A 24716-nucleotide genomic window follows, 5' to 3' on the forward strand; every position below is an offset into this window, starting at 1 on the left:
CGCCCGTCGGTGTGCCCGCCAGGTGGGGCCCGCTCTGGCAGGATGCTGGGCATGGCCTTTTCGAGTAAGCACCTCACCCAGGGCGAGTCGATCGAACTGGAGTTCCGTACTCACATCAAGCGGATCATCGGCCCCATCCTGGTGATCCTCGCGATGATCGTGCTCGGCGTCCTGGCGTACTTCTACCTGCCCGACAGCGGTCAGCCGTGGACGCTCATCGCGGTGCTCGTGCTCTGCCTCATCGTGCTGTTCATCTGGGGCCTCATCCCCATCTGGAAGTGGCGCAACACGGTCTTCGTGCTCACCAACCGTCGGCTGATCACGCGCACCGGCATCATGGCCAAGGCCGGCCGCGACATCCCGCTGTTCCGCATCAACGACGTGCAGTACGAGAAGGGTGTGAGCGACCGGATGCTCGGGTGCGGCACTCTGCTCATCTCCGACGCGTCCGACCAGCCGCAGCTGCGGCTTGAGGACATCCCGCACGTGGAGTCGGTGCAGGTGAAGATCAACGAGTTGTTGTTCAGCCACTCCGACTCCCTCGACGAGGGTGGCCACCGGCGCGGAGCCTCGCGTGAGCGCTTCGCCGCCCCGCGTGACGAGCGTGGACGTGACGAGCGTGGACGTGACGAGCGAGGGCGTGACGAGCGAGGGCGTGACGAGCGCCCGTTCGACCAGCAGCGGTACGACGACCGGCCGCGCTACGACGACTACAACGACTCCACCGGCTCCGACGACCGGCCGCAGCCGTATGCCGACGGCACCGGTGGCCGCGCCCCTGGTTACGACGGTGGCGAGACCCGGGCGATGCCGCAGCTTCCGCCCGAGGACGGCAACCCGAACCGCTACTGACCTCAGGCGATCGACAACGCCTTCGTCACACGTCCCACGGATCCGCCGATCCCGAACTCCTCGACCAGCTCGTCGAGGCGCTCGGGGTCGGCGATCTGCTTCGGGAGGCTGGTCACCAGGTCGGCCGGCAACTGCATGTCGCGCACGACGTTGACCACCCGCGGAGCCACGTCCAGGTAGGCGGACGCCGCCTCCAGCTTCGCGCGGCGCGCACCCTTGATCTCCGGGTCACCGTTGTCGATCGCGGCGCGCAGACCCGCGAGGTCGCCGTAACGAGCGATCAGCTGGGCGGCTGTCTTCTCGCCGACGCCCGGCACGCCCGGCAGGCCGTCACTGGTGTCGCCACGCAGGGCCGCCATGTCGGCATATCCGGCACCCGTCGCCACGCCGTACTTCGCCTGCAGGAACGACTGGTCGATGATGTCGGGCTCCCGCACACCGCCCTTGGCGGTGTAGAGCACCCGCACGTCCTGGGCGTCGTCGACCAACTGGAACAGGTCACGGTCGCCGGTCACGACGTCCACCGGCATCCGCCCCAGGTGCGTCTGCACCAGCGTGCCGATGACGTCGTCGGCCTCGTAGCCGTCGACACCCAACCGGGTCAGGCCGATCGCCGCCAGCACGTCGCGGATGATCGGCACCTGCGGCGTGAGGTTCTCCGGAGACTCCTCCTGCACGTCACTGCCCTCGGTGAGGCGGTGCGTCTTGTACGACGGGATCGCCTCCACCCGGAACGCCGGACGCCAGTCGTTGTCCCAACAACACACCAGGTCGGTCGGCTTCTCCCGGTCGACCAAGGTGGCGATCATGTCCAGAAAACCGGTCACCGCGTTGATTGGCACGTCCGCCCGCGAGCGCCGGTCGGGCACGCCGAAGAACGCCCGAAAATACAGGCTGGCAGAGTCGAGCAGAAGCAGTCGGGGAGTGGGCTCCATGCTGCAATACCGTAGGCCCATGGAAGACCTCGACCGGCGCATAGTCGCACTTCTCGCGTCCGACGGCCGGCTCAGCTTCACCGACCTGGCCAAGGAGACGGGGCTGTCGGTCAGCGCCGTGCACCAGCGGGTGCGTCGACTGCAGGAACGATCGGCGATCAAGGGCTACCGGGCCGTCGTCGACCACGAGGCCGCCGGGCTCCCGCTCACCGCGCTCGTCTCGATCACGCCGTTCGACGCGTCCGCACCCGACGACATCCCCGACCGGCTGCGCGACATCCACCAGATCGTGTCCTGCTGGTCGGTGGCGGGCGAGGAGAACTACGTGCTCCAGGTGCGCGTCGCCAGCCCCTGCGAACTCGAGGAACTCCTGGCGCGTATCCGAACGGCGGCAGCCGTCACCACCCGCACCACGGTCGTGCTCAGCACACCGTGGGAGGACCGCAGCCCGTTCACCGACTGATCGGAGCGAACCGCCCGTCGACGACAGCAACCAGGTCGGCCGGACTCAACCCGATGTCGAAGCCGCGGCGCCCTCCGCTGACATACATCCGCGGCAACCCCTGCGCACTGGCATCGACCACCGTGCGCAACGGGCGCTTCTGACCCACCGGGCTCACGCCGCCGACCACATAACCGGTCGTGCGCTCCACCAACGGCACCGGTGCCATCGCCGCCTTCTTCGCGCCGACCGCGGCCGCCAACGCCTTCAGGTCGACCTGACGATCCACGGGAACGACCGCCACCACGAGGCCGTGGTCACGGTCCGAATCTGTCTGTGCCACAAGGGTCTTGAACACCTCGGCCGGTTGGAGACCCAGCGCCTCAGCCGCTTCGAGGCCGTAACTGTCCGCCCGCGGGTCATGCTCGTACGGGTGCACCGAGAACTCCACCGCCGCCTGGGTGAGCACTCGCGTCGCCGGTGTCGCCGCACCCTCGACGCCCTCACGGCCACGTCCCTTGCGTCCCATCCGCAACCTCCTCGGCGTGTCGCGCAGGGACACGCCGTCCACATCCGAAAAATCCTGATCAGTTCGGTACCTCAGACGAAGCCGCCTGACCTGCATCAACGATTCAAACCCGCAGGTCACGGCCGCGTTGACAGTCGCAGAGTGCCCGGTAGCGTAGCTCTTACGCCAGATGGGCCCCGTCATCAAGTAGATAACTTTCGCACGCCCGCGATCGGTCCCAACGATGACTCAACGGGGCCCATCTGCATTTTTTCGTGGCTCCTTCGGCGTTCGTGCTCGCCGCTCGTTCCTCGCTGCGACCACGAGCCGTCCCGCCACGGTGAGCCTTTCGTACGGTCCACCCTCGGGTGCCACCACCGGCAGTTGCGTACCCACCAAACCCGAGCTGCGCCGTTCCTCCTTCTTGGCTGCTTCTCGCAGTTGCAGTCCCGCCACTGTGAGCTTCGTGCGCGACCCTGGTGCACCTCACACACCTCCTCGGCCGGTGATCCGTTGTGCCTGGGTGGGGGAGTGGACGCGTCCGATTACGCTTGGGTAGTGATGTCCTCCGCAAAGCTCGCCCGGCTCGGGCTGCCCGCCCGCTGCTTGCTCGCCGTGCTCGGCGGGCTCGCACTCTGGCTGGCGTTCCCCGGGGTCGCGTGGTGGCCGATGGCGCCGGTCGGCGTCGCATTGATCACCTTGTCGACCGTCGGCACCCGGGCACGGAACGGGTTCCTGCTGGGACTTCTCGGTGGACTCGCGTGCTTCCTGCCGACGCTGCACTGGAGCGGCATCTACGTCGGCGACCTGCCGTGGATCGCCCTGTCGATCACCGAATCGCTCTACCTGGCGTTCATGGGCCTCGCCATCGCCGTCGTCCAGCGCACCGGCAAGGTGCGCCCGGGAGCCGTGGCCGCGCTGTGGGTGCTGCAGGAAACCCTGCGATCGAACGTGCCCTTCGGTGGCTTCCCCTGGGCCCGGCTGGCCTGGACCACCGCCGACTCGCCCCTGATGCGCTTCGCGTCGATCGCCGGCGCACCCGGCCTCACCTTCCTGGTCGCGCTGCTCGGAGCGCTCATCGCGCTCGGCGTCCTGCGCCTCGTGGGCCGCACCGCGGGACGCATCGATGGACACACCGATGGAGACACCGAGCGACACATCGACGTGCGCCGGGTGCTCATCCCGTTCGCCGCCACCGCGATCATCGCGGCAACCGCGTTCGTCGTGCCCGTGCCCACCTCGGGCCGCCCGATGCAGGTCATCGGCATCCAAGGCAACGTGCCGACCGCCGGCCTCGACTTCAACGCCCAGCGCCGCGCCGTGCTCGACAACCACGTCACTGCGACCGCCCAGGCGGCCGTGATGGTGCGGTCCGGTCAGATCGCCCACCCCGACCTGGTCGTGTGGCCGGAGAACTCCTCCGACATCGACCCCACCCGCAATGCCGACGCCGCCACCGAGATCGCGCAGACCGTCGCGAACATCAACGCGCCCCTGATCGTCGGCGCCGTGCTGGAAGAGCCGGCCCCGAAGGTCTCCAACACCTCGATGCTGTACCTGCCCGGCAAGGGGCTGGTCGACCGTTACGTGAAGCAACACCCGGTGCCGTTCGCCGAGTACATGCCCTACCGCAACTTCTTCCGCAAGTTCTCCGACAAGGTCGACCTGCTGACCACCGAGTTCACCCACGGCCAGAAGGTCGGTGTCTTCGACATCCCGACCAGCCGCGGCAACGTCAAGGTCGGCCCGGTCATCTGTTTCGAGATCGCCTACGACTCGATCACCCGCGCTCCCGTCGACCGGGGCGCGCAACTGCTCATCGTGCAGACCAACAACGCGACCTTCGGTTACACCGCCGAGTCGGAACAGCAACTGGCGATCTCGCAGGTCCGCGCGGTCGAGCACGGCCGTTCCGTGGTGCACGTCTCGACCGTCGGGGTCAGCGGGTTGATCACACCCGACGGTATGGTGCACGACCGTTCGTCGTTGTTCACCCGAAAGGTGCTCGCTGGGACTCTGCCGTTGCGGTCGTCGACGACGCTCGCCGACCGATGGGGTCCGTTACCCGAGTACCTGGTCGACGCGGCAGCAGTCGTCGCCGTCGCGCTCGCCGCGCGCGGCAACCGAAAGCGCCGCCGCGACGTCACAGACTCCGCCGACCCGGCGGACGACAGCTCCACGACCGACGACGCGGGTGAGAGCACCGACGAGACCACCGAGACAGAAGAGGGAGCGCGTGTCTGACACCGCCCGCGAACCGCTGGACCGCGTCCTGGTCCTGCTGCCGACGTACAACGAGCTGGAGAACCTCCCGCTCATCATGGAACGCATCCGTGCAGCAGTCCCGGACGCAGACGTGCTTGTGCTCGACGACAACTCACCCGACGGCACCGGCGAACTCGCCGACAAGATGGCCGCCGACGACCCGCGCGTCCAGGTGCTGCACCGCACCGGCAAGGAAGGGCTCGGCAAGGCCTACCTCGCCGGGTTCGCCTGGGGCCTCGAACGCGGCTACGACGCCCTCATCGAGATCGACGCCGACGGCAGCCACCCGCCGGAGGTGCTGCCCCGGATGCTCGAGGTGGCCGGCGAAGCCGACCTGGTCATCGGGTCGCGTTGGGTGCCCGGTGGCGCCATCGTCAACTGGCCGAAGTCGCGCGAGATCATCAGCCGTGGCGGCAACCTCTACATCCGTCTGGCCCTCGGCATGCCGGTGAAGGACGCGACCGCCGGCTACCGCGTCTACCGCGCATCGGCGCTGCGCACGATGGGCCTGGGCGACGTGTCGTCGCAGGGCTACTGCTTCCAGGTCGACCTGACCTGGCGCGCCGTCCGGCAGGGCCTCGTGGTCGCAGAAGTGCCGATCACGTTCGTCGAGCGGCAGATCGGTGCCTCCAAGATGGACGAGTCGATCGTGCGCGAAGCCATGCTCAACGTCACCCAATGGGGCCTGGCGCACCGGGTCGATCAGGTGAAACGGCTGGTGGGGAGACGCTGATGGCGGCGCGACGCGGACGCATCGGCTGGGCGATGTTCCTGTTCTTCCTGGTGATGCCGGTCATCGAGGTGATCGTGATCATCATGGTCGGACGCCGGATCGGGGCGTGGCAGACCCTCGGCCTGTTGGTGCTGTGGTCGGTTGTCGGCGCCTGGCTGGTAAAGCGCCAATGGCGCACCGCCTGGCGCGGACTGCGCACGGCGCTGCAGACCGGCAAGATGCCCGCCAGGGAACTCACCGACGCTGCGCTCGTGCTCATCGGTGGTGCGCTGCTGTTCCTGCCCGGGTTCGTCACCGACGTGCTCGGCTTGCTGCTGGTGCTGCCGTTCACCCGTCCGCTGGCACGGCCGTTGCTGCAGGCCGCGGTGGCACGCCGGGTGCTCGCCGGGTCGGGGTTCGCGATGCAGGCGACGGAAACGACCTACGACAGCCGGCCGCCGCATCAGCAGCAGGACGGCCGTGCGGCACCGGGCAACGCCGCGGGCGAGGAGATCATCGAAGGCGAGATCGTCGACGACTGACGGGTGCGGTCCGCCGCCGGGAACACACGAAAAAGGTGGTCACCCTCACGGTGACCACCTTTTCGGTGTGTGCGAGTCGAGCTCAGGCGGTGCGCTTGCGCCGCGGCTTGACGCCACGGGACTCGCGCAGCAGCGTGAGCCGCTCCTCGAGCAGTTCCTCGAGTTCGGGGATCGAACGCCGCTCCAGCAGCATGTCCCAGTGGGTGCGGACGTGCTTCACCGGCTTACGCTCCGGTTCGGGTCCGTCGACCAACTTCGCCTCGGCGCCGCACCGGCACTCCCAGAGACCCGGGATGTCGGCCTCGACCGAGAACGGGAGCTCGCTGATGTGCCCCTCCGGGCACTGGTAGCGGGTCAACCGCCGTTCGCTGAGGGTGACGCCCTCGTCGCTCTCGTGGGAGACGGACGAGAGGTTCGTGCCTCGCAATGATCGCTCTGCCATGTTTAACCCCTTTGCCTGGTCGCCACAGCGTCCTCGCTGTTGCCGTGGCATCTGTTGATGCAAACGGGCCGGCGACCGACATTGTTCCGAGAACACGACAGAATATCCACAGCAAGGGCGAACTGCCTGGCTCAGATGACCTGTGGCACCTCGTTGCCGACGTCCGAGATGCCCTTGCGGACGTCGACTGTGCGAAGCAGTGCGCCGCCGACGGCGAAGAAGACGATCAGGGCGATGATCGACAGCCGGTAGTTGTGGAACAGCTGGTAGACCAGACCGAACACGAACGTGCCGAGCCAGCTGGTGCCGCGTTCCATCGCCTGGTAGAGGCTGAAGAACTCCGACTCGCGGCCGTGCGGGATCAGGTGACTGAACAACGATCGGGACAGCGATTGGCTGCCGCCCATCACGATGCCGATGCCGACCGCCAGCAGGAGCCACGGCCCGAACGCGCCCTTGGGTACGAAGAACGCGACACACACGACACCGGTCCACAGCACCAGGCTGAGCAGGATGAGTTGGCGCGATCCGCGGGTGCGGGCGAGCCGACCGAACAACAGCGCCCCGAAGAACGCGACGAACTGCACCACCAGGATCGTGATGAACAGCTGGTTCTCGGAGAAGTCGAGCTCGAGCGCGCCGTACAGCGCGGCCGCGGCGATCACGGTCTGGATGCCGTCGTTGTAGAAGAGGTACGCGATGAGGAAGCGCATGGTCTGCGGGTAGCCGCGCAACTCACCGAAGGTCTGCTTCAGCTGCGTCAGCGAACCACGGATCACCGGCTCCCGTCCGCGCGGGTTCGCCGAACCGGGCACGTCCTTCAGACCCAGCACGGGGATGAGACCGAAGACGATCCACCAGATGCCTCCGGCCGCGAAGACGATGCGCACCGTCATGCTCAGCGACAGACCGAGTTGCTCGTGGAAGCTGAGGAAGGCGAGCGCGACCGCCAGCATGAGTCCGCCGCCGAGATACCCGAACGACCAGCCGACGGTCGACACCCGGTCGCGGTCGTTCGGGGGAGTGATACGGATCATCAGCGCCGAGTAGACGACGAGGGAACCGCCGAGACTGAGGTTGGCGACGATCACCAACAGGACGGCAAGCTGCCAGTTGTCGCCTTCCAGGAAGAACATCGAGGTCGCGGCCAGGCCACCCACGAGGGTGAACAGTCCGAGCAGGCGGGTCGGACGCGGCGAACGGTCGGCGATCGCGCCGATGAACAGCAGGATCACCGCGGAGACGATCGTCGAGACGGTGAGCGTGTACGCCACCAGCGATCCGGGCGGGATCGGGACGCCGAGCACGTGCAGGTCACGCAGGCACTCGTCGTCGGTGGGTTGCGTGGGGCAGGCGGCCTTGTTGGCGAGCGCCGTGACGTACGGCCCGAACAGCACCGTCATCGTCGCGGTGACGAACGCCGAGCACGCCCAGTCGTACCAATACCACTTGCGTTGCAGCTCGCGTTGCTGCGGAGTCGAACGGGTGATCACCGGTTCGCCGGCGGTGTCGGTCAGATCCACGGGTGAACTGTGACACATCCCGCGCGCGTGGTGCGGGACTTGCGGCCGGGTGCCGGACGGTTCGAGGCCGAACCGTTGCCGGGGCAGAACCGATTCCACCGAGTCGGTCGGGTTACGGTGGGGCCGAGCGAATTCGGGGGAGTTCGCCCTGACCCGGGAGGACCTGGCATGACCGACGATCGCGTCGGCACGACCTTCGGCCCATACCGCATCGTCGACCTGATCGGTCGCGGCGGAATGGGGGAGGTGTATCGCGCCTACGACACGGTCAAGGACCGCGAGGTGGCCCTCAAACTCTTGCCGCGAGAGTTGGCCGGTGACGCGTCCTATCGGGACCGTTTCGAGCGCGAGGCCAGGGTGGCGGCACGTCTGCAGGAACCGCACGTCATCCCGATCCATGACTTCGGCCGCATCGACGACGTGCTCTTCATGGACATGCGCTTGGTGCGCGGCAGGGACCTGCGCACCGTGCTGCGCCGCCCCGACCGGATGGATGTGGCGTTCGCCGTCGACCTCGTGCGCCAGATGACGGACGCGTTGGGTGCGGCGCACGCCGACGGACTCGTGCACCGTGACGTCAAGCCGGAGAACATCCTGCTGCTGCCGTCCGGCTTCGCCTACCTGGCCGACTTCGGCATCGCGGCCCGCACCAACGAAGCGCGGATGACCTCGGCCGGAACCGCGATCGGTTCGTTCGCTTATATGGCACCCGAGCGGTTCCAGGACGCGCCCGTCAGCCCGGCCTGCGACATCTACTCCTTGGGTTGTGTGCTGTACGAATGCCTGGCCGGCCGGCCGCCGTTCCCGCGCGGGTCGGTGTCGGCGCTGATCCAGGCCCACCTGTCCGAAACCCCGGAACGGGTGTCGGCTCTGCGCAGTGATGTGTCACCCGAACTCGACGCGGTGATCGCCCGGGCGATGGCCAAGGACCCTCGACAGCGATTCCCGAGTGCGCGGGAGTTCGGCGAGGCGGCCACTGCGGCACTGAGTGGCACAGGTGCCGCGACACACCCTCCCGACCCGACGACCGCCCCGACGATGACCGTGCCGGCCTTCACGCCCCGTCGTCCGCACGAGTCGGCCACGGCGGTGCCGCTGGCCGGCGGCATCACGCACGGAGCGACCTACGGCACCGGTCGTGCCGACCACGAAACGGGTTACGCCGCAGGGCAACTGGGTCAGCGCACTGTGAACGGCAACGCTGGCGGCGGCAACGGATACAACGGTTCCTCGCACGACGGGGACACGCAGCGGCTCGGGCGGCGCCCCAGCGCGGCTCTGCTCGCGGCGCTCGCCGCCGTGCTGCTGCTCGCCGGGTTTGCGGCTTGGCAGGCCTTCGGACGTGACGGCAGCAAGCAAGCGGACGGGCCTGGTCCGGGCACGACGAGCGGCACCACCTCGCAGGGGTCGTCGAGTCCGAACTCGACGACCACTTCGACCACGACGAGTTCGACGACATCCACGACGTCGACGACGACCTCGGTCAGCACGCAACCCAACGGTCACACCACGACCGTCACCGTGACCCAGAGCAGCAGTCCGTCGAGTTCGTCGGAGTCGACGTCGGAGTCGTCCACGACCGAGTCGACCACCGAGTCGACCACCACGTCGACGAGCACCTCGTCGTCCCCAACCTGGGGCACGACGATTCCTGCGGGTCCCGGGTACGACTGGCAGGGGTGGACCGGTTACTCGGCGGTGCGGTGCGGCGGCGACGACCGGGCCGCGATGGTCGCCTCGAGCGACAACTCGCTGATCACGATCTGCGAGACGCACTCGGGTCGCATGTACTACCTCGGGATGCGCCCGAACCAGGCGACCCGGCCGAACAGCCTGCGCCTGGCCGACCCGGTGCGCAGCGAGGGCGGTTGGCTGGCCAAGACCAGCAACGGCACGTACAGCTACCTGGTCACCTCGTCGGCGCTGACGATCAGCAACTCCAAGACCGGCGCCTCCGATGCCGAGCCGATGAACACCTATGTGGAAGCCGGCTGAGCCGGCTCGGTGCCGTTCAGTGCTCGTTCATGCTTGCTCAGTGCCCGTCAGTGGCGCTTGATCTGCCCCAGGTCGCGCACCGCGCCGTACGACGCCGAGGTGGCCAGCGCCGCGTAGGCCTGCAACGCCTTGGTCACCGGGCGGTCGCGATCGACCGGCTGCCACGGACGCTCCGAGGCGTTCATCCGCTCGCGGCGCTGAGCGAGCACCTCGTCGTCGACCTCGAGGGCCAGCGTGCGGGTGCGGACGTCGATGAGGATCTGGTCGCCGTCCTCCACTAAGCCGATGAGGCCGCCCTGGGCCGCCTCGGGGGAGACGTGGCCGACGGAGATACCCGAGGAACCGCCGGAGAACCGGCCGTCGGTGATCAGCGCGCACTTCTTGCCCATGCCGGTGCCCTTGAGGAACGCGGTCGGGTGCAACATCTCCTGCATGCCCGGGCCGCCGGACGGACCTTCGTAGCGGACCACGATGATGTCGCCCTCCTTGATCCGCTTGGACAGGATCGCGTCGACGGCGTCCTCCTGGCTCTCGACCACGAGCGCGGGGCCGCGGAAGGTCCAGAGGTCTTCGTCGATGCCGGCCGTCTTGATGACGGCGCCGTCGGCGGCGAGGTTGCCGTGCAGCACGGCGAGGCCGCCGTCCTTGGTGTAGGCGTGCTCGACGTCGCGGATGCAGCCTTCGGCCGCGTCGGTGTCGAGGCTGCTCCACGTGTTGTCGGTGGAGAACGCCTGGGTGGTGCGCACTCCGCCCGGCGCCGCGTGGAACAGGTCGAGCGCCTGCTGCGAGGGCTGCTCCGAGCGGATGTCCCATTCGGACAGCCACGCCTCGAGTGAGGGGGAGTGGACGCTGTGGACGTCCTTGTGCAGCAGCCCGCCGCGGTAGAGCTCGCCCATGATGGCGCTGATGCCACCGGCGCGGTGCACGTCTTCCATGTGGTAGTCGGAGTTGGGGGCCACCTTCGACAGGCAGGGCACCCTACGGCTCACGGCGTCGATGTCGGCCAGCCCGAAGGGCACCTCACCCTCCTGGGCGGCGGCGAGGATGTGCAGCACGGTGTTGGTGGAGCCGCCCATCGCGACGTCGAGCGCCATGGCGTTCTCGAACGACTCCTTGGTCGCGATCGAGCGCGGCAGCACCGACGCGTCGTCGTCGTCGTACCAGCGCTTCGCGAGCGAGACCACGAGACGGCCGGCCTCCTCGAACAGCGCCCGGCGGGCACTGTGGGTGGCGAGGGTCGAACCGTTGCCCGGCAGCGACAGGCCCAGGGCCTCGGTGAGGCAGTTCATCGAGTTGGCCGTGAACATGCCCGAGCACGAACCGCAGGTGGGGCAGGCGGCGGCCTCGACGGCGCTCAGGCCGGCGTCGTCGACGTCGGGCGAAGCGGACGCGGAGATCGCGGTGATGAGGTCGGTGGGCGCCTGCGCGACACCGTCGACGACGACCGCCTTGCCGGCTTCCATCGGGCCACCGGACACGAACACGGTGGGGATGTTGAGGCGCATCGCGGCATTGAGCATGCCCGGGGTGATCTTGTCGCAGTTGGAGATGCAGACCAACGCGTCGGCGGCGTGGCCGTTGACCATGTACTCCACGGCGTCGGCGATGACCTCGCGCGAGGGCAGCGAGTAGAGCATGCCGCCGTGTCCCATCGCGATGCCGTCGTCGACGGCAATGGTGTGGAACTCCTTGGCGACTCCGCCGGCGGCGCGCACCTGCTCGGCAACGATCTCGCCCATGTCCTTCAGGTGGACGTGACCCGGAACGAACTGGGTGTAGGAGTTGGCAATCGCGACGATCGGCTTGCCGAAGTCGTTCTCGCCGGTGCCGGTCGCCCGCCAGAGCGCACGCGCACCGGCGGCGTTGCGGCCGTGGGTCGTGACGCGGGAACGCAATTCGGGCATGTCGACTCCTTCCGTACGCCGGCACTGGTGCGCCGGCAGCTTCGCCCAATCATCGCACCGGCCGCCGACACAGCCACAGCGCATCCGCCATCTGGTCATGACGTCCATATTTCGGACGCACCCTCAGGGGTGGGCGTGCGTATTCACAGCCCGCCGACTCCCGCCGGGACTTCGCCGATCGATAGCGTTGGACGCAGCATCCCGATCCCCGACGAAAGGATTCGCCCCGATGGCTCTCGTCCGTCTTCTGGCCCGTCCGCTGCTCGCCGCCCCGTTCGTGTTCGGCGGCTTCAACCAGCTGCGCAACAGCGAGCAGTTCGCACCAGCAGCCGAACCGGTCACCAACCGGCTCGCCGCGCCGATGAAGCTGCCGACCAGCGACCCGAACGTGCTGGTCAAGGCCAATGGGGCCGCAATGGTGGCCGGTGGCCTGCTCCTTGCAACCGGCAAGGCGCCGCGCGTTTCGTCGGCGCTGCTGTCCGGCCTGTTGATCCCGACCACGCTGGCCGGCCAAGCCTTCTGGGCCACCGACAATGAGGCCGACAAGCGCCGCCACCTGGTCGGTTTCGTCACCAACCTCGGCCTGCTCGGCGGCCTGCTCACCTCGGCCGTCGACACCGCCGGCAAGCCCGGCCTCACCTACCGCGCCGGCATGGCGAAGGACGCCGTCGGTCGCGCCGCGCACACCGGTGCGCTCGAGGCTCGCCTCGCCGCGGCGAACGCGCAGAACAAGCTGCCGCTGTAACCCGAACACCACGCGAATCGCCGGACGCACCCACCACGGGTGCGTCCGGCGATCTGCTTCTCCGGTCCGTTCAGTCGGCTCGACGCAGCCGCGCGACGTCGTCCGGCACGCAGCCGTCGGCGTCAGCCGGGGTCCAGGGCTGACTGGGCACCCACTCACTGCCGCAGGAGCGACACGCGAACAAGGGTTCGCCGTCGAGTTCGGCGCCGGTCGCGCCCCAAGCGCATTCGCTCCGGCAGGGTTCGATCCGCAGATCGGTCATCGGCAGCTCGGACGCGCGCCGGTTCAGACCGGGAACCCGAGGTGGGCCAACGCCTGACGCAACAACACGCCATGACCGCCGGCCATCTCCTCGGTGCGGGCAAGTTCGAGCGCCTCCTGCGGGCTCAGCCACGCGAGGTCGAGGGAATCGGCGCTCGGTGCACAATCACCCATCACGACCACGATGTGCGCCATCGACACGGCGTGCTGGCGCGGGTCGTGGAACGGCGTCACACCAGGGGTCGGGAAGTACTCGGCGATCGCGAAGGGCTGCGGGGAGATCGGCACCTGCGGCAGTGCCATCGGACCGAGGTCCTTCTCAATGTGGCGCAGGATCGCGTCGCGGATGCGCTCGTGGTAGAGCACCCGGCCAGACACCAGTTCGCGTCGGATGCGTCCTTCCGCGTTGCCGCGCAGCAACAGGCCGATCTCGGTCACCATCGATCGCTCGTCCACCCGGACGGGGATCAGGTCGACGTACAGGATCGGCAACCGCTCGCGGGCGTCGCGGATCTCCTCGCGGGACAGCCAGGCTCCGCCGGTCTCGGTGTCCATGCCACTCATGGGCGCCATTGTGTCAGTGACCGTTCTGTCGATCGCTCGGCCTCCACGTCGTGTTGTGGGCCGGGGTGCGGCCGTTCCCACGGCGGGTCGGCAGCGTGGTTGGATCGGGTCGGCTGCGACCGATGCATCCGACCGACCCGCAGCCGGACGGAGAACCAAGCCATGGCCACCACGCCGGCAGCCGACAGCCACGACGTCATCCGGGTGCAGGGCGCCCGCGTCAACAACCTGAAGGACATCAGCGTCGACCTACCCAAACGCCGCCTCACCGCGGTCACCGGGGTGTCGGGGTCGGGCAAGAGTTCGCTGGTTTTCGGCACCATCGCCGCGGAGTCCCAGCGCCTCATCAACGAGACCTACAGCGCGTTCGTCCAGGGCTTCATGCCGACGCTCGCCCGGCCGGAGGTCGACGTGCTCGAGGGGTTGACGACCGCGATCATCGTTGACCAGGAGCGGATGGGCGCGAACGCCCGGTCGACCGTCGGCACCGTCACCGACGCGAACGCGATGCTGCGGATCTTGTTCTCCCGGTTGGGTGTTCCGCACATCGGCGGACCGAACGCGTTCTCGTTCAACGTGCCGTCGGTGTCGGCGTCGGGAGCGATCACCGTGCAGAAGGGCGCCAAGACCATCGCCGAGAAGGCGACCTTCAACCGGCTCGGCGGCATGTGCCCGCGCTGCGAGGGCATGGGGCAGGTCTCCGACTTCGACCTCGCCGAGCTGTTCGACGAGAACCTCTCGCTGTCCGAAGGCGCCTTGAAGGTGCCCGGCTATTCGATGGACGGGTGGTACGGCCGGATCTTCGGCGGGTCGGGCTTCTTCGACATGGACAAGCCGGTCAAGAAGTTCACCAAGCGGCAACTGCACGACCTGCTCTACAAGGAGCCGACCAAGATCAAGGTGGAGGGCATCAACCTCACCTACGAGGGCATCATCCCCAAGATCCAGAAGTCGATGCTGTCGAAGGACCGCGACTCGATGCAGCCGCACATCCGCGCGTTCGTCGACCGGGTGGTCACCTTCACCACGTGTCCGGAGTGCGACGGCACGCGGCTGGCCGAACACGCCCGCTCCTCCAAGATCAAGGGCATCAACATCGCCGAGGCGTGCGAGATGCAGATCGACGCGCTCGCCGAGTGGCTGCGCGGGGTCGATGACAAGTCGGTCGCGCCACTGATCGCGGGGCTGCAACACACCCTCGACTCGTTCGTCGAGATCGGGCTCGGCTACCTCAGCCTGAACCGTCCGTCGGGCACGCTCAGCGGGGGAGAGGGACAGCGCACCAAGATGATCCGCCACCTCGGGTCGGCGCTCACCGACGTGACGTATGTCTTCGACGAGCCCTCGATCGGGCTGCACCCGCACGACATCCAGCGGATGAACGAGCTGCTGATCCGGTTGCGCGACAAGGGAAACACGGTGCTCGTGGTCGAGCACAAGCCCGAGATGATCGAGATCGCCGACCACATCGTCGACATCGGTCCGGCGGCCGGCTCGGGCGGCGGTGAGGTGGTCTACGAGGGCGACATCGCCGGGCTGCGCAAAGCCGGCACGCTCACCGGCAAGCACCTCGACGACCGGGCCTCGCTGAAGGACCAGGTGCGCGAGGCGGACGGCGTCATCGAGGTGCGCGGCGCGGGCACCCACAACCTCAAGGACGTCGACGTCGACATCCCCACCGGCGTCCTGGTCGTGGTGACCGGTGTCGCCGGGTCGGGCAAGAGCTCCCTGATCCACGGGTCGCTCGCCAAGCGCGACGGTGTGGTGGTGGTCGACCAGACGGCGATCCGCGGTTCGCGACGCAGTAACCCGGCCACGTACACCGGCCTGCTGGAGCCGATCCGTAAGGCGTTCGCAAAGGCGAACGGCGTGAAACCCGCTCTGTTCAGCGCGAATTCCGAAGGCGCTTGCCCGACCTGCAACGGGGCCGGGGTCATCTACACCGATCTCGGCATCATGGCCGGCATGTCGACCGTCTGCGAGGACTGCGAGGGCAAGCGCTTCTCCAGCGCCGTGCTCGAGTACGAGTTCGGCGGGCGCAATATCGCCGAGGTGTTGGAGCTGCCGGTCGACGAGGCGCTGGAGTTCTTCGCCGACGGCGACGCGAAGGTGCCCGCCGCGGCGAAGATCCTCGGGCACATGTCCGAGGTGGGGCTCGGTTACCTGCGGCTCGGGCAGCCGCTGACGACGCTCTCCGGCGGGGAGCGGCAGCGGCTCAAGCTCGCGACCCACATGGGGGAGAAGGGCGGCGTCTACATCCTCGACGAACCGACCACCGGCCTCCACCTGGCCGACGTCGAGCAGTTGCTGACGCTGCTCGACCGCCTCGTCGACTCCGGCAAGTCGGTCATCGTCATCGAGCACCACCAGGCCGTCATGGCGCACGCCGACTGGATCATCGACCTCGGTCCGGGCGCCGGACATGACGGCGGCGAGATCGTGTTCGAGGGCACCCCGGCCGACCTGGTGAAGGGGCAGAAGACGCTGACCGGCAAGTATCTCGCGCAGTACGTCGCCGCCGGGAAGTGATTGGGCGGTTCCAGTGAAAGATTGGTGCTGTCATAGCAGCAGCAATCTTTCACTGGAGCCGAGTACGTCGGTTCGACAACGCGATTCGAAGGCTCGCTGCTCCCCGTAGAACGTCGTGTCGGGCATAGCGTGGCTCCACCGTCACGCCTCGTCACGCAACGAAGGGTTCCGTCATGCCTCGTCGTTCTCGCCTCACCGCTGCTGCGCTCGCCGTCGTCTGCGGCACCTTCACGCTCGCCCCGTCGAGCGCGCAGGCGGCCGATCCCACCGCACCACTGGTGCTCACACCGATCGGTGGCGGATATGAGTCGCCCGCCCTGCGCGGATTCGCGCTCGAGGTGGCCGCGCACGCGACCGGGTCGACCGTCGACATCCTGGTCGTGCCGTCGTCGTACGGTGACGCACCGGAAGATCGTGCGCAGAACCTGCGTCTTGCCGGTGAACGGGCGCAACAGATCGATCGCGAGTGCGATGCGGCGGTCGCCGCGTCCGCGTATGCCGCGCGCTTCCCGGGTGGTTGCAACGCCACGCTGCTCACCTTGTTGAACCGCGCCGACGCGCTTGATCCGAAGAACTCAAATGCGTTCCGCGATCCCGGTACCGACGGCAGCTTCATCCTCGGCGGCGACCAGGTGCTCGCCATGCAGGTACTGGCGAACACCCCGGCCGAGCAGTCGATGCACTACGCGTCCGGCCGCGGGGTGGTGTTCGGCGGCACGAGCGCAGGAAACGCGGTCGAGTCGGTGAGCATGGGTGCCGGTTACGCCCCCAGTGGCTACCCCGAGAACGCGATGGAGCGAGGCCAGGCGCTCATCTTCTGGGGTGACGACGCGGCGAGCGACGAGCGGGGGTTGTCCTTCGGCTCGCGCAAGATCATCCTCGACCAGCACTTCTACCAGCGAGGACGCTTCGGTCGGCTGGTGGAGTACACCGCGGAGTCGGCGCAGCGCTACGGCGGCGCCGGCAAGCTCGGCCTCGGGGTCGACTTCGCCACCGGGCTGGCCATCACCGACGACACGAGCGTCGCTCGTCCGTACGGCGCGTCCTCGTCGACCTTCATCGACCTCAGGCACGCGTCCGCACCGACCTGGGTCGGACCACGGCAGACACTGACCTTGCGCGGCGCGCTCACACACCTGATGGCGCCGGGCACCAGGATGACCTACGACGTTGCGTCGCGCACGCCGTCATCGGGCGGCGCGCCGGTCGCCGCACCGGTCCAGCAGGCGCTGCCGCCCCTGGCCACGAAGCGGACGCTCTTGCTCGGCGGTGGACAGAACGACTCAGCATCGTCGGGTGCCCTTCGATCGTTCGTGTCCGCGGCCGGTGGGAAGGGACCGGTCGTCGTGATCGCTGCCGGCTACGCCGACGAGGCCTCGGGCCGGGCAGCTGCCGCGAAGTACGTGAGCGCTGTCAAGGGAGCTGGTTGGTCGGGTGCGACCAGGTCGGTGGTGCAGGGCAGCGACAAGGTCAACCCGGGCACCATCGCCGGCGCCGCGGCTGTGCTCTTCGTCGGTGGTGACCAGTCGGCGATACCGAAGGCGCTGCATGACAAGCAGTTCACCCAGACGGTCAAGGTCGCCGTGACCACCACAATTGTGATGACGGACGGTGCGATGACGCCCGCGCTGGGTGCGAACTACCTGGCCAACCCCGATCCGGACCTCTTCGATGAGGACGAAGCGATCGCCCAGTTCCGCACCTCCTACCCGGTGCTGGCCACCGGCCTCGGCATCGTGCCGGGCTACCGCTTCGAACCGGAGCTCACCGAGGGTTACCGCTGGGGTCGCCTGTACACCGGTGGGAAGGCCGCACCGTCCACTGTTGGAGTCGGCATCAGCGAGCGGACGGCGTTGCGCGTCAGCAGCGCACAGGCCACAGTCATCGGTGAGCGGAGCGTCGTGGTCGTCGACGGGCGGCAAGCTCGCTGGCTGCCCGGCTCGAACGGCGCGCTCGGAGCAATCAACGTGTGGTTGAGTGCGTTCGGACCCACATCCACCGTCCGGTAGCTCGGACCCCGATTCGGTCAGTTCGCGGTGCTCAGTCCCTGTGCCTGCACCGCGGCTCGAATCTTCGGCAGCCACGGGTCGTCAGCACTCACGAACGCGGCCGGCGTGCCGAGCGGCGCGGGCACGTCGGTGGTCAGACCGCCGGAGTAGCTGGCCCCGGTGAAGATGTTGACCCACGTGCCGGGTGGGAACGAGACCGTCGCCGTCCGAGAGCCTTCGGCCAGCACCGGCGCGACGAGGAGGCTGCGCCCGAGGAAGAACTGCCTGTCATTCGCGGCCGCAGTGGTGTTCGGCCAGTTCACCCAGGTGTGCCGCACCGCAGGAACGCCGTCGCCGGTCGCTTCGGCGAGCACGGTCGCCCGATACGGCGCGAGCGCAGCGAAGATGCGCGAATTGCGTGCTGTTGCAGCGAGTTCGGCGGTGTCGTAGACCTGACGATTCTGCGCGGGCCGGTTGCCCTCGTGTGATCGCAGCACCACCCCGAACGCAGCGACCTCACCCCAGCGCTGCAGCAGTTCGGGGGAGCGGACGTAGTTCTTCACGACCGCGTTCACCGAGGTGTAGCCGCCCAGATCGCTGTGGTTGAGGGCCCAACCCGACACGCCGCTGGAGAAGGTGCCGAGCAAGCTCGAGGCAAGCCCGTCGTCGGCCGACCAGGTCACCAGCTGATCGCCGTTCCAGAACAGCGGGGTGTCGCCGGCCATGTCCGGGGTGCCGGAGCGGAACCACGTGACGCAATCGGTGCGGCCCGCGGCAGCGCAACCGGCCTTCACGGTGTCGGCCCATAGTTTCGGCCAACGGTTGTGCAGGGTGCGCGCATCGCCGGAGTGCAGGCGCGCGTCCATCGGCAGCCCTTCACCGAAGTCGGCCATGAAACCGACCACTCCATCGGCCAACACGTGTTGCGCGATCACTTGGGAGAACCATTGCCGGGCAGCCGGATTGGTGAAGTCGACCATCGTCGCGGAGAAACCGCCCTGGTCCTGCTGGTACGGCTTGCCGGCGGCGTCGCGAATCAGGTAACCGCGGTCGGCGGCCTGCGCGTAGAGGTTCGTGCCGGGCCGTCCGGTCGCGTCGGTGAGGAAGGGGTTGACGTAGGTGGTGGTGCGGATGCCTTGACTCTGCAGTTCCGCAACCAGACCCTTCCAGTCGGGATACCTGGTGGGGTCGGGTTGCCAGGTCCACCAGAGTCGGTCGCCGAAGCCGGTGGTGCGTTGCCCCGCCCAGTCCTGGATCCACACTCCTGCAACCCGCACCCCCGCGGCCTTCAACCGGCGGACGGTGTCGCGCACCTTCGCGCTGCCACCCTGCACTCCGACGATCAGACCGTCCTGGGTCCACGACGCCAGTTCGGGGCGGGTGACGGCGCCTTGTTGTTGGGTAATGAGGCCGGTGGCGGACTCGGCGGCTGTCAGTTCGAGATGCAGCGTGCGGCTCCAGACCTGCAGTCCGACGCGGTCACCGTTGCGGGTGTCGGCGACCGCGAACGCTCCCGCCTCGGGGCTGGTCGGGCTGACCCGCACCCCGCGCAGGTCATCGGTGACGAAGGTCGGGTAGGCGGCGTACGTCATCTGGCGGGTGCCGCCGGCGCCGTGCTGCGTGGCATCGGCGAGGAAGGTGACCGGCTGCTCCCCGCGCCCGACCCCCTGCTCGCGCACCAGCAGCGGAATGAGCCGGCCCGAGAGGTCGAAGCTGTCGAACTGTTCGCCGAAGCCGTGCACCCCGCGCCCGGGCGTGCGCCCGGTCTGGAAACCGATCGCGTCGACGGCGGTCGAGGTGGTGCTGAGTTGCACGTCCAGCCCGCCGGCGGCCCGTGGCGCGATCGTCATCGTGTAGGGCACCTGCGGCGACCCGGTGAGCACACCGCTCACGACGATCCGATCTCCCTGTGCCCGAACCGAATCGACTCGCTGAGTGGTCCACTCGCGACCGGTCGAGACCGTCGGCCAGAAGTAGCCGTGATGGTCGTCGTACTTCACCGTTGCCTTCGCCGCTGTGACGAAGGACTGGTTGATCGGGCTGGTCCAGACGACACGCTCGTTGCGCTGAAGCTGCAGCCGATCACCGAAGACGACGGCCTCGAGGTCCTGCACCCGCGCCCCGCCGACACCGGGGGCGAAGGTGAGCTTCGTCGGACGCACCACCTCGACGTCGTCGGCGGGAAAGGTCCGCGCCCAGGTGACCAGACCAGCGGCAGCGACGAGGGCCAGCACCACCAGGGAGACGAGCAGACGCCGAGGCCAGCGACGTCGGCGGGTTCGGCGGACGACTGCTGTGCTCACGCTGTGCAGCCTAAGGTGCGCACGCCGTCCGCCGCGATGACCGACCGGGTATCCCTCGTGACCGGAGCATCGTCCGGTATCGGCGAAGCCACTGCTCGTCGACGTCTACCTGGCGGGTCTGCGTCCGAGCTGAGTCGGCCCCGACATCGACGCCATCGAGGACATCACGGAATCGACTCATACCGGTTGCGATGCAGTTACGGCCGTAGCCACCCCGCGCCCCCCTTCGGATACTGGTCGCCATGACCCCGCCTGCGGCGAACAGGTTCGTTCGGCTTGCCCTCGCAAGCTCGGTGCTCTTGGCCGTCACCGGTTGCGGCGCCACGGGCGACGGTCCGTCGTGCACCGGTTTCGCCCTGTCGCTGATCTCGGATCAGGGCGGCGGAGCTGCCACCCCAGTGGCCGCCGCGCAGGCGTACGCCGCGAAGAACGGCCTGCCGAAGGACGGGTGGGCGACCGCCGAGACGTCGGACAGCGGTGTGCTGCTGAAGGCCGACGACTCCAGGTTGCATGTGCTGAAGCTGCGCGACGGCACCTGGACCGTCGACTCCGGGCAACGGTGCTGACGGCTAGCCTCCTGGAGTGAGCCAGTCCAAGCCCCGCGCCCGACGCCGCCCTGACGTCAACGATGTCGAACTCGTCGGCGGTGTCGAGAAGCGGGAGTTGTACCTCGTGGAGCACGACCCGTCGTGGGCGCGGGACTATTGCACCCACGAGGCGCGCATCCGTGCGGCGCTCGGCGACAACGCGGCGGCGGTCGAACACATCGGGTCGACGGCTGTGCCCGGCCTGGCCGCCAAGCCGATCATCGACATCCTCGTGACCGTGCCCGACATCACGGCCGAGGAGGACTACCTCGACCAACTGCTCACCGCGGGTTACGTGATGCGGGTGCGCGAACCCGGCCACCGGCTGGTGCGCACACCCGAGCGTGACGTGCACGTGCACATCCTTGAACCCGACGACCCCGCGGCCGACGATTACTTGCTGCTGCGCGACCAGTTGCGCGCCGACGACGCCGACCGCGACCTGTACGAACGCACCAAGCGCGAGTTGGTCGCGCAGGACTGGCCCGACATGAACGCATACTCGGATGCCAAGACCGCGGTGATCGAACAGATCAAAGACCTTGCTCGCTCACGCCGGATGCGAGATGCTTGAGTTGTGGACCAGGACGGCGAGCCGGCGTCGGGTGACGACGCAGACCCTGTGTCACCCGAGTCGGCCGAGTCCCGCGAGCCGGTAGTCGGGCGGGCGAAACCGCGCAGATCGGCGCGGGCCTGGGCATCCATCGTCCTGTGCGTGGTGAGCGCGGTGCTGCTTGCCGGCGGCACTCTCGCAGGCATCGCCAACCGACAACTCGTCGACGGTTCACGCTTTGCGGCCCACGTCGACGCCGTCCGGCAGGACGACGCCGTCGCGCGTCAGGTCGGAATCGCCATGACCAACAAGGTGATCGAGGCCAACCCCGATCTCGTGGCGGTGCGTCCGCTGATCGAAGCGGCGTCGGTGGCCGTGGTGCAGAGTCCGAGCGTGAGCCCGATGCTGACGGCGACGATCCGCGAGGTGCACGCGGCGTTCACCCAGCCCGGGTCAGGGACGGTCGTGCTGCGGCTCGCCGACATCGGCGCGGTGTTGTCGGGTGTGGTCGCGAAGATCTCGCCCGACACCGCAGCGTCGCTGCCGCCGAACCTCGATGTGACGCTCGCTCGGATCGGCGATCAGACAGCCGCGCACTCGACGATCGACCTGGCCCGCCGGGTTTCCTTGTTGTCGTGGCTGTTGCCGCTGCTGGCACTGCTGTGCGTCGTCGCGGCGGCCTGGGCGAGCGGGTGGGGCGAACGGTCGGTGCGCCTTGCCGGCCGTTCACTTCTCGGTGCGGGCTGCCTCGTCGCGCTCGTGGCAGGGGTGGGCACCGTCATCGGTTCGACCACCGGCACCAACACCCTCGACGGCGCGCTGCGGGCGGCGACGATCCACGAACTCGTCGGTCTCCTGTGGTGGCCGGCCGCAGTGCTGCTCGGTGCCGGCGTGGTGCTGCGCGTCGTCGCGGCGCTCGACGGCGCACCCGCCACCTCGGACGCGCGCGATTGGCTTGAGCTGCAACCGTCCTCGCAGCGGGTGCAGGGCCTGCGTGCGGGCATTCTGGTGCTCCTCGGCACGTACGTGGTGGTGCGGCCCGCGTCGGCGGTGCAGGCGGTCGCGCTGCTGATCGGTCTGGGGGTGTTGCTGCTCGGACTCGGCGAGGCGACCCGCATCCTGTCCCAACTTGTCGCCGAGCACGGCTCGCGAGTGAGCGATCGGGTGCAGCGCTGGATCGGCCGGGTGCTGCAGGTGGCTCCGGGGGTGGTTGTCGCCGGCTTGGTGATCTCGCTGGCGCTGCCGTCGTCGCGCGCCCTGCCTGCCGTGCTGGCGGTGCCGAACGACACCCGGTGCAACGGATATGTCGAACTCTGCGCGCGTCCGTACAACCAGGTCGCCTATCCGGCCGCGCACAACTCGATGTCGGCGGCCGACGAGCCGGGATGGTTCCTCGCCGAGCAGCCGACCGGGCTCGTGGGACAGCTGGACGCCGGCATCAGGGTGCTGCTGATCGACACCTGGTACGGGCAGGCCACCACAACCCCCGGCCAGGTCTCCAACGCGGCCAAGGACAAGGCGAAAGCCGAAGCGCAGTTGAACGCCGAATTCGGTGCTGGGGCGGTGGCAAGCGCACGGCGGCTGCGGAACACGGTGTCGGGCAACCCGATCGGTCCGGTCGAGCCGTACTTGTGCCACGCCGTCTGCGACATCGGCGCGACCAAGTGGGAGCCCGCGATGGCCGGCGTCCGCACCTGGTTGCAGAACCACCCGCGGGAGGTCGTGACCTTCTTCATCGAGGACAACGTGTCGGCCGCCGACACCGCGAAGGTGTTCGAGGCAGCCGGGCTGCTGCCCTACGTCGCCACCCACGAGCCGGGCCGGCCCTGGCCCACCCTCGGCCAGATGATCGAAACCGGCAAGCGGGTCGTCGTGCTGATGCAGCGCGACGGCGGGGGAGCGACCTACCCGTGGCTCTTGCAGGGCTGGGACCAGGCGCAGGACACCAACTACGACGCGAAGACGCCCGAGCAACTCAGCTGCGCACGCAACCGGGGCACCGACAAGAGCCAACTCCTGCTCATCAACAACTGGCTCAACAACTTCGACCGCATCGTCACCGGCGCCGACCAGGTCAATGCCTACGACAGCCTCTACCCGCGGATGCTGCGGTGCCAGAAGGAACGCGGCATGATCCCCAACTTCGTCGCCGTCAACTACTACAACCGCGGCGATCTCTTCCGAGTGGTGAACGCGCTGAACCGGGTCGGCTGACGCATGGGCCGCGACCGCGGCACCGTCGGCGAAGCTGGTGGCGATTCCTGGGGCGAATGCCTCATGTGCGGCCCGTCGCGCGGGCATACACCTGAGACATGGACACCAACACCACATCTGGCGGCCTACGTGCCGCGCCCCGACCTGCCGGGCCTGCTCGACCGCTACGCGGCCGCCGGCGGACGCTTCCTCCTCTGTCCGATCGGCCTCACCTCACGAGCGGTCGACCCCGGCACGCTGGTCGCCAACGCAAGCTGCCGGCGGCACGGTGCAGCTGTGGGAATGGATCGGCGTCGCACCCGACGGAGTCGGTCCCGACCGGCAGGAGCTGCTCGGGGCGCTCACCCTTGCTATCGACCTGGGCCTCGGACTGCCGGCCGAACATGTGCTGCGGTCTGCGATCTGTGCGCACCGCCTCGCCGGCGCTCTCGGGCTCGACGCCGACCAACAGCGTTCCGCCTTCCACACGACGATGGTGATGTGGATCGGATGTCACGCGGATTCGCACGAGTACGGACGCTGGTTGGGCGACGACATCGCTGCGCGTCGCAACTCCTACCGGTAAGACTGGGCGGGGCTGCCCTCTACGAGCGGTGGGACGGACGTAGTGGCCCCGCCGGTGCCGCGGGCGTGGACCTCCCGATCGCCACCCGCATCGCTCAACTCGCCGACCTGGCTCAGGCCAGGAGCGAGGGCGAAGGCGTCGAGGCTGCCGTGGCGTTGGTGACGTCGCGGGCCAGTGTGTTCGCCGCCCGGGCGGCCTCGACGTACTCGGTCTCGGCTTCGGTGAGCGGTACGTCGTCGAGCAGCTGTACACGGGATTCCATGCATGATCCATGTAAATTTTGCCCA

General features: G+C 68.3%; 22 protein-coding genes. 13 read left to right on the forward strand and 9 right to left on the reverse strand.

Annotated features, from left to right (window positions below; genetic code table 11):
- Positions 1–51 precede the first annotated feature (51 nt).
- The gene (locus DFJ65_RS10915) at positions 52–852 is read left to right on the forward strand and encodes a PH domain-containing protein (RefSeq protein WP_170144063.1); all 801 of its coding nucleotides are present in this window, start codon (positions 52–54) and stop codon (positions 850–852) included.
- 2 nt (positions 853–854) lie between these two features.
- Here DFJ65_RS10915 and DFJ65_RS10920 read toward each other — a convergent pair whose 3' ends face one another.
- The gene (locus DFJ65_RS10920) at positions 855–1787 is read right to left on the reverse strand and encodes a 5'-3' exonuclease (protein WP_115923050.1); all 933 of its coding nucleotides are present in this window, start codon (positions 1785–1787) and stop codon (positions 855–857) included.
- Positions 1788–1806: 19 nt separating this feature from the next.
- Between DFJ65_RS10920 and DFJ65_RS10925 the strand changes: the two genes are divergently transcribed.
- Entirely contained in the window at positions 1807–2250 is a 444-nt protein-coding gene (locus tag DFJ65_RS10925; protein ID WP_115923051.1) for an Lrp/AsnC family transcriptional regulator, read from the forward strand.
- Here DFJ65_RS10925 and ybaK read toward each other — a convergent pair.
- Positions 2240–2758, reverse strand: a complete 519-nt coding sequence (gene ybaK, locus DFJ65_RS10930) for a Cys-tRNA(Pro) deacylase (protein ID WP_115923052.1) — start codon at positions 2756–2758, stop codon at positions 2240–2242. The genes DFJ65_RS10925 and ybaK overlap by 11 nt on opposite strands.
- Before the next feature lie 540 nt (positions 2759–3298).
- Between ybaK and lnt the strand changes: the two genes are divergently transcribed.
- Genes lnt through DFJ65_RS10945 form a run of 3 tightly spaced genes read left to right on the forward strand, consistent with a single transcriptional unit; the run spans position 3299 to position 6256 of the window.
- Entirely contained in the window at positions 3299–4981 is a 1683-nt protein-coding gene (gene lnt, locus DFJ65_RS10935) for an apolipoprotein N-acyltransferase (RefSeq protein WP_115923053.1), read from the forward strand.
- A complete protein-coding gene (locus DFJ65_RS10940) occupies positions 4974–5735 on the forward strand; it encodes a polyprenol monophosphomannose synthase (RefSeq protein ID WP_115923054.1) in 762 nt (253 codons plus the stop codon). Before lnt ends, DFJ65_RS10940 begins: the two co-directional genes overlap by 8 nt.
- Positions 5735–6256, forward strand: a complete 522-nt coding sequence (locus DFJ65_RS10945) for an FxsA family protein (protein WP_115923055.1) — start codon at positions 5735–5737, stop codon at positions 6254–6256. The genes DFJ65_RS10940 and DFJ65_RS10945 overlap by 1 nt, the downstream gene beginning before the upstream one ends.
- Before the next feature lie 82 nt (positions 6257–6338).
- Here the strand turns inward: DFJ65_RS10945 and DFJ65_RS10950 are convergent, their stop codons facing one another.
- Together DFJ65_RS10950 and DFJ65_RS10955 are read right to left on the reverse strand one after the other, a co-directional pair.
- Positions 6339–6698 (reverse strand): RNA polymerase-binding protein RbpA, encoded by a 360-nt coding sequence (locus DFJ65_RS10950; RefSeq protein WP_115923056.1) that lies wholly within the window; start codon positions 6696–6698, stop codon positions 6339–6341.
- A 131-nt stretch (positions 6699–6829) separates the two neighbouring features.
- Positions 6830–8221, reverse strand: a complete 1392-nt coding sequence (locus DFJ65_RS10955) for an MFS transporter (protein WP_342767512.1) — start codon at positions 8219–8221, stop codon at positions 6830–6832.
- A gap of 168 nt (positions 8222–8389) precedes the next feature.
- On the opposite strand from DFJ65_RS10955, the gene DFJ65_RS17490 reads away from it, so the two are divergent.
- Positions 8390–10216, forward strand: coding sequence for a serine/threonine-protein kinase (locus DFJ65_RS17490; RefSeq protein ID WP_170144064.1), 1827 nt, complete (start codon positions 8390–8392; stop codon positions 10214–10216).
- A 47-nt stretch (positions 10217–10263) separates the two neighbouring features.
- Here DFJ65_RS17490 and ilvD read toward each other — a convergent pair whose 3' ends face one another.
- The gene (ilvD, locus tag DFJ65_RS10970) at positions 10264–12120 is read right to left on the reverse strand and encodes a dihydroxy-acid dehydratase (RefSeq protein ID WP_115923057.1); all 1857 of its coding nucleotides are present in this window, start codon (positions 12118–12120) and stop codon (positions 10264–10266) included.
- 229 nt (positions 12121–12349) lie between these two features.
- On the opposite strand from ilvD, the gene DFJ65_RS10975 reads away from it, so the two are divergent.
- Positions 12350–12865, forward strand: a complete 516-nt coding sequence (locus DFJ65_RS10975) for a DoxX family protein (RefSeq protein WP_115923058.1) — start codon at positions 12350–12352, stop codon at positions 12863–12865.
- Positions 12866–12935: 70 nt separating this feature from the next.
- Here the strand turns inward: DFJ65_RS10975 and DFJ65_RS10980 are convergent, their stop codons facing one another.
- A complete protein-coding gene (locus tag DFJ65_RS10980; RefSeq protein ID WP_115923059.1) occupies positions 12936–13127 on the reverse strand; it encodes a hypothetical protein in 192 nt (63 codons plus the stop codon).
- Between the two features lie 23 nt (positions 13128–13150).
- Complete coding sequence (locus tag DFJ65_RS10985) at positions 13151–13690, reverse strand: NUDIX hydrolase family protein (protein ID WP_115923060.1); 540 nt, start codon at positions 13688–13690, stop codon at positions 13151–13153.
- A 162-nt stretch (positions 13691–13852) separates the two neighbouring features.
- On the opposite strand from DFJ65_RS10985, the gene DFJ65_RS10990 reads away from it, so the two are divergent.
- Complete coding sequence (locus tag DFJ65_RS10990) at positions 13853–16219, forward strand: ATP-binding cassette domain-containing protein (RefSeq protein WP_115923061.1); 2367 nt, start codon at positions 13853–13855, stop codon at positions 16217–16219.
- A 173-nt stretch (positions 16220–16392) separates the two neighbouring features.
- A complete protein-coding gene (locus tag DFJ65_RS10995; protein ID WP_115923062.1) occupies positions 16393–18228 on the forward strand; it encodes a type 1 glutamine amidotransferase family protein in 1836 nt (611 codons plus the stop codon).
- A 17-nt stretch (positions 18229–18245) separates the two neighbouring features.
- On the opposite strand, the gene DFJ65_RS11000 is transcribed toward DFJ65_RS10995, so the two are convergent.
- Positions 18246–20510, reverse strand: coding sequence for an alpha-glucosidase (locus DFJ65_RS11000; protein ID WP_170144065.1), 2265 nt, complete (start codon positions 20508–20510; stop codon positions 18246–18248).
- A 242-nt stretch (positions 20511–20752) separates the two neighbouring features.
- Here DFJ65_RS11000 and DFJ65_RS11005 point away from each other — a divergent pair, with 242 nt between their 5' ends.
- From DFJ65_RS11005 to DFJ65_RS11020, 4 genes are all read left to right on the forward strand, one after another.
- Entirely contained in the window at positions 20753–21076 is a 324-nt protein-coding gene (locus DFJ65_RS11005; RefSeq protein WP_147301377.1) for a hypothetical protein, read from the forward strand.
- A 16-nt stretch (positions 21077–21092) separates the two neighbouring features.
- Positions 21093–21671: a GrpB family protein gene (locus DFJ65_RS11010; RefSeq protein WP_115923065.1), complete on the forward strand. Its 579-nt coding sequence runs from the start codon at positions 21093–21095 to the stop codon at positions 21669–21671.
- A gap of 3 nt (positions 21672–21674) precedes the next feature.
- The gene (locus DFJ65_RS11015; RefSeq protein ID WP_147301378.1) at positions 21675–23864 is read left to right on the forward strand and encodes a phosphoinositide-specific phospholipase C-related protein; all 2190 of its coding nucleotides are present in this window, start codon (positions 21675–21677) and stop codon (positions 23862–23864) included.
- 268 nt (positions 23865–24132) lie between these two features.
- Entirely contained in the window at positions 24133–24429 is a 297-nt protein-coding gene (locus DFJ65_RS11020; RefSeq protein ID WP_115923067.1) for a hypothetical protein, read from the forward strand.
- A gap of 112 nt (positions 24430–24541) precedes the next feature.
- Here DFJ65_RS11020 and DFJ65_RS17495 read toward each other — a convergent pair whose 3' ends face one another.
- Complete coding sequence (locus DFJ65_RS17495) at positions 24542–24691, reverse strand: hypothetical protein (RefSeq protein ID WP_170144066.1); 150 nt, start codon at positions 24689–24691, stop codon at positions 24542–24544.
- Positions 24692–24716: the final 25 nt, after the last annotated feature.

The organism is Calidifontibacter indicus, assembly GCF_003386865.1.
GTDB lineage: Bacteria > Actinomycetota > Actinomycetes > Actinomycetales > Dermatophilaceae > Yimella > Yimella indica.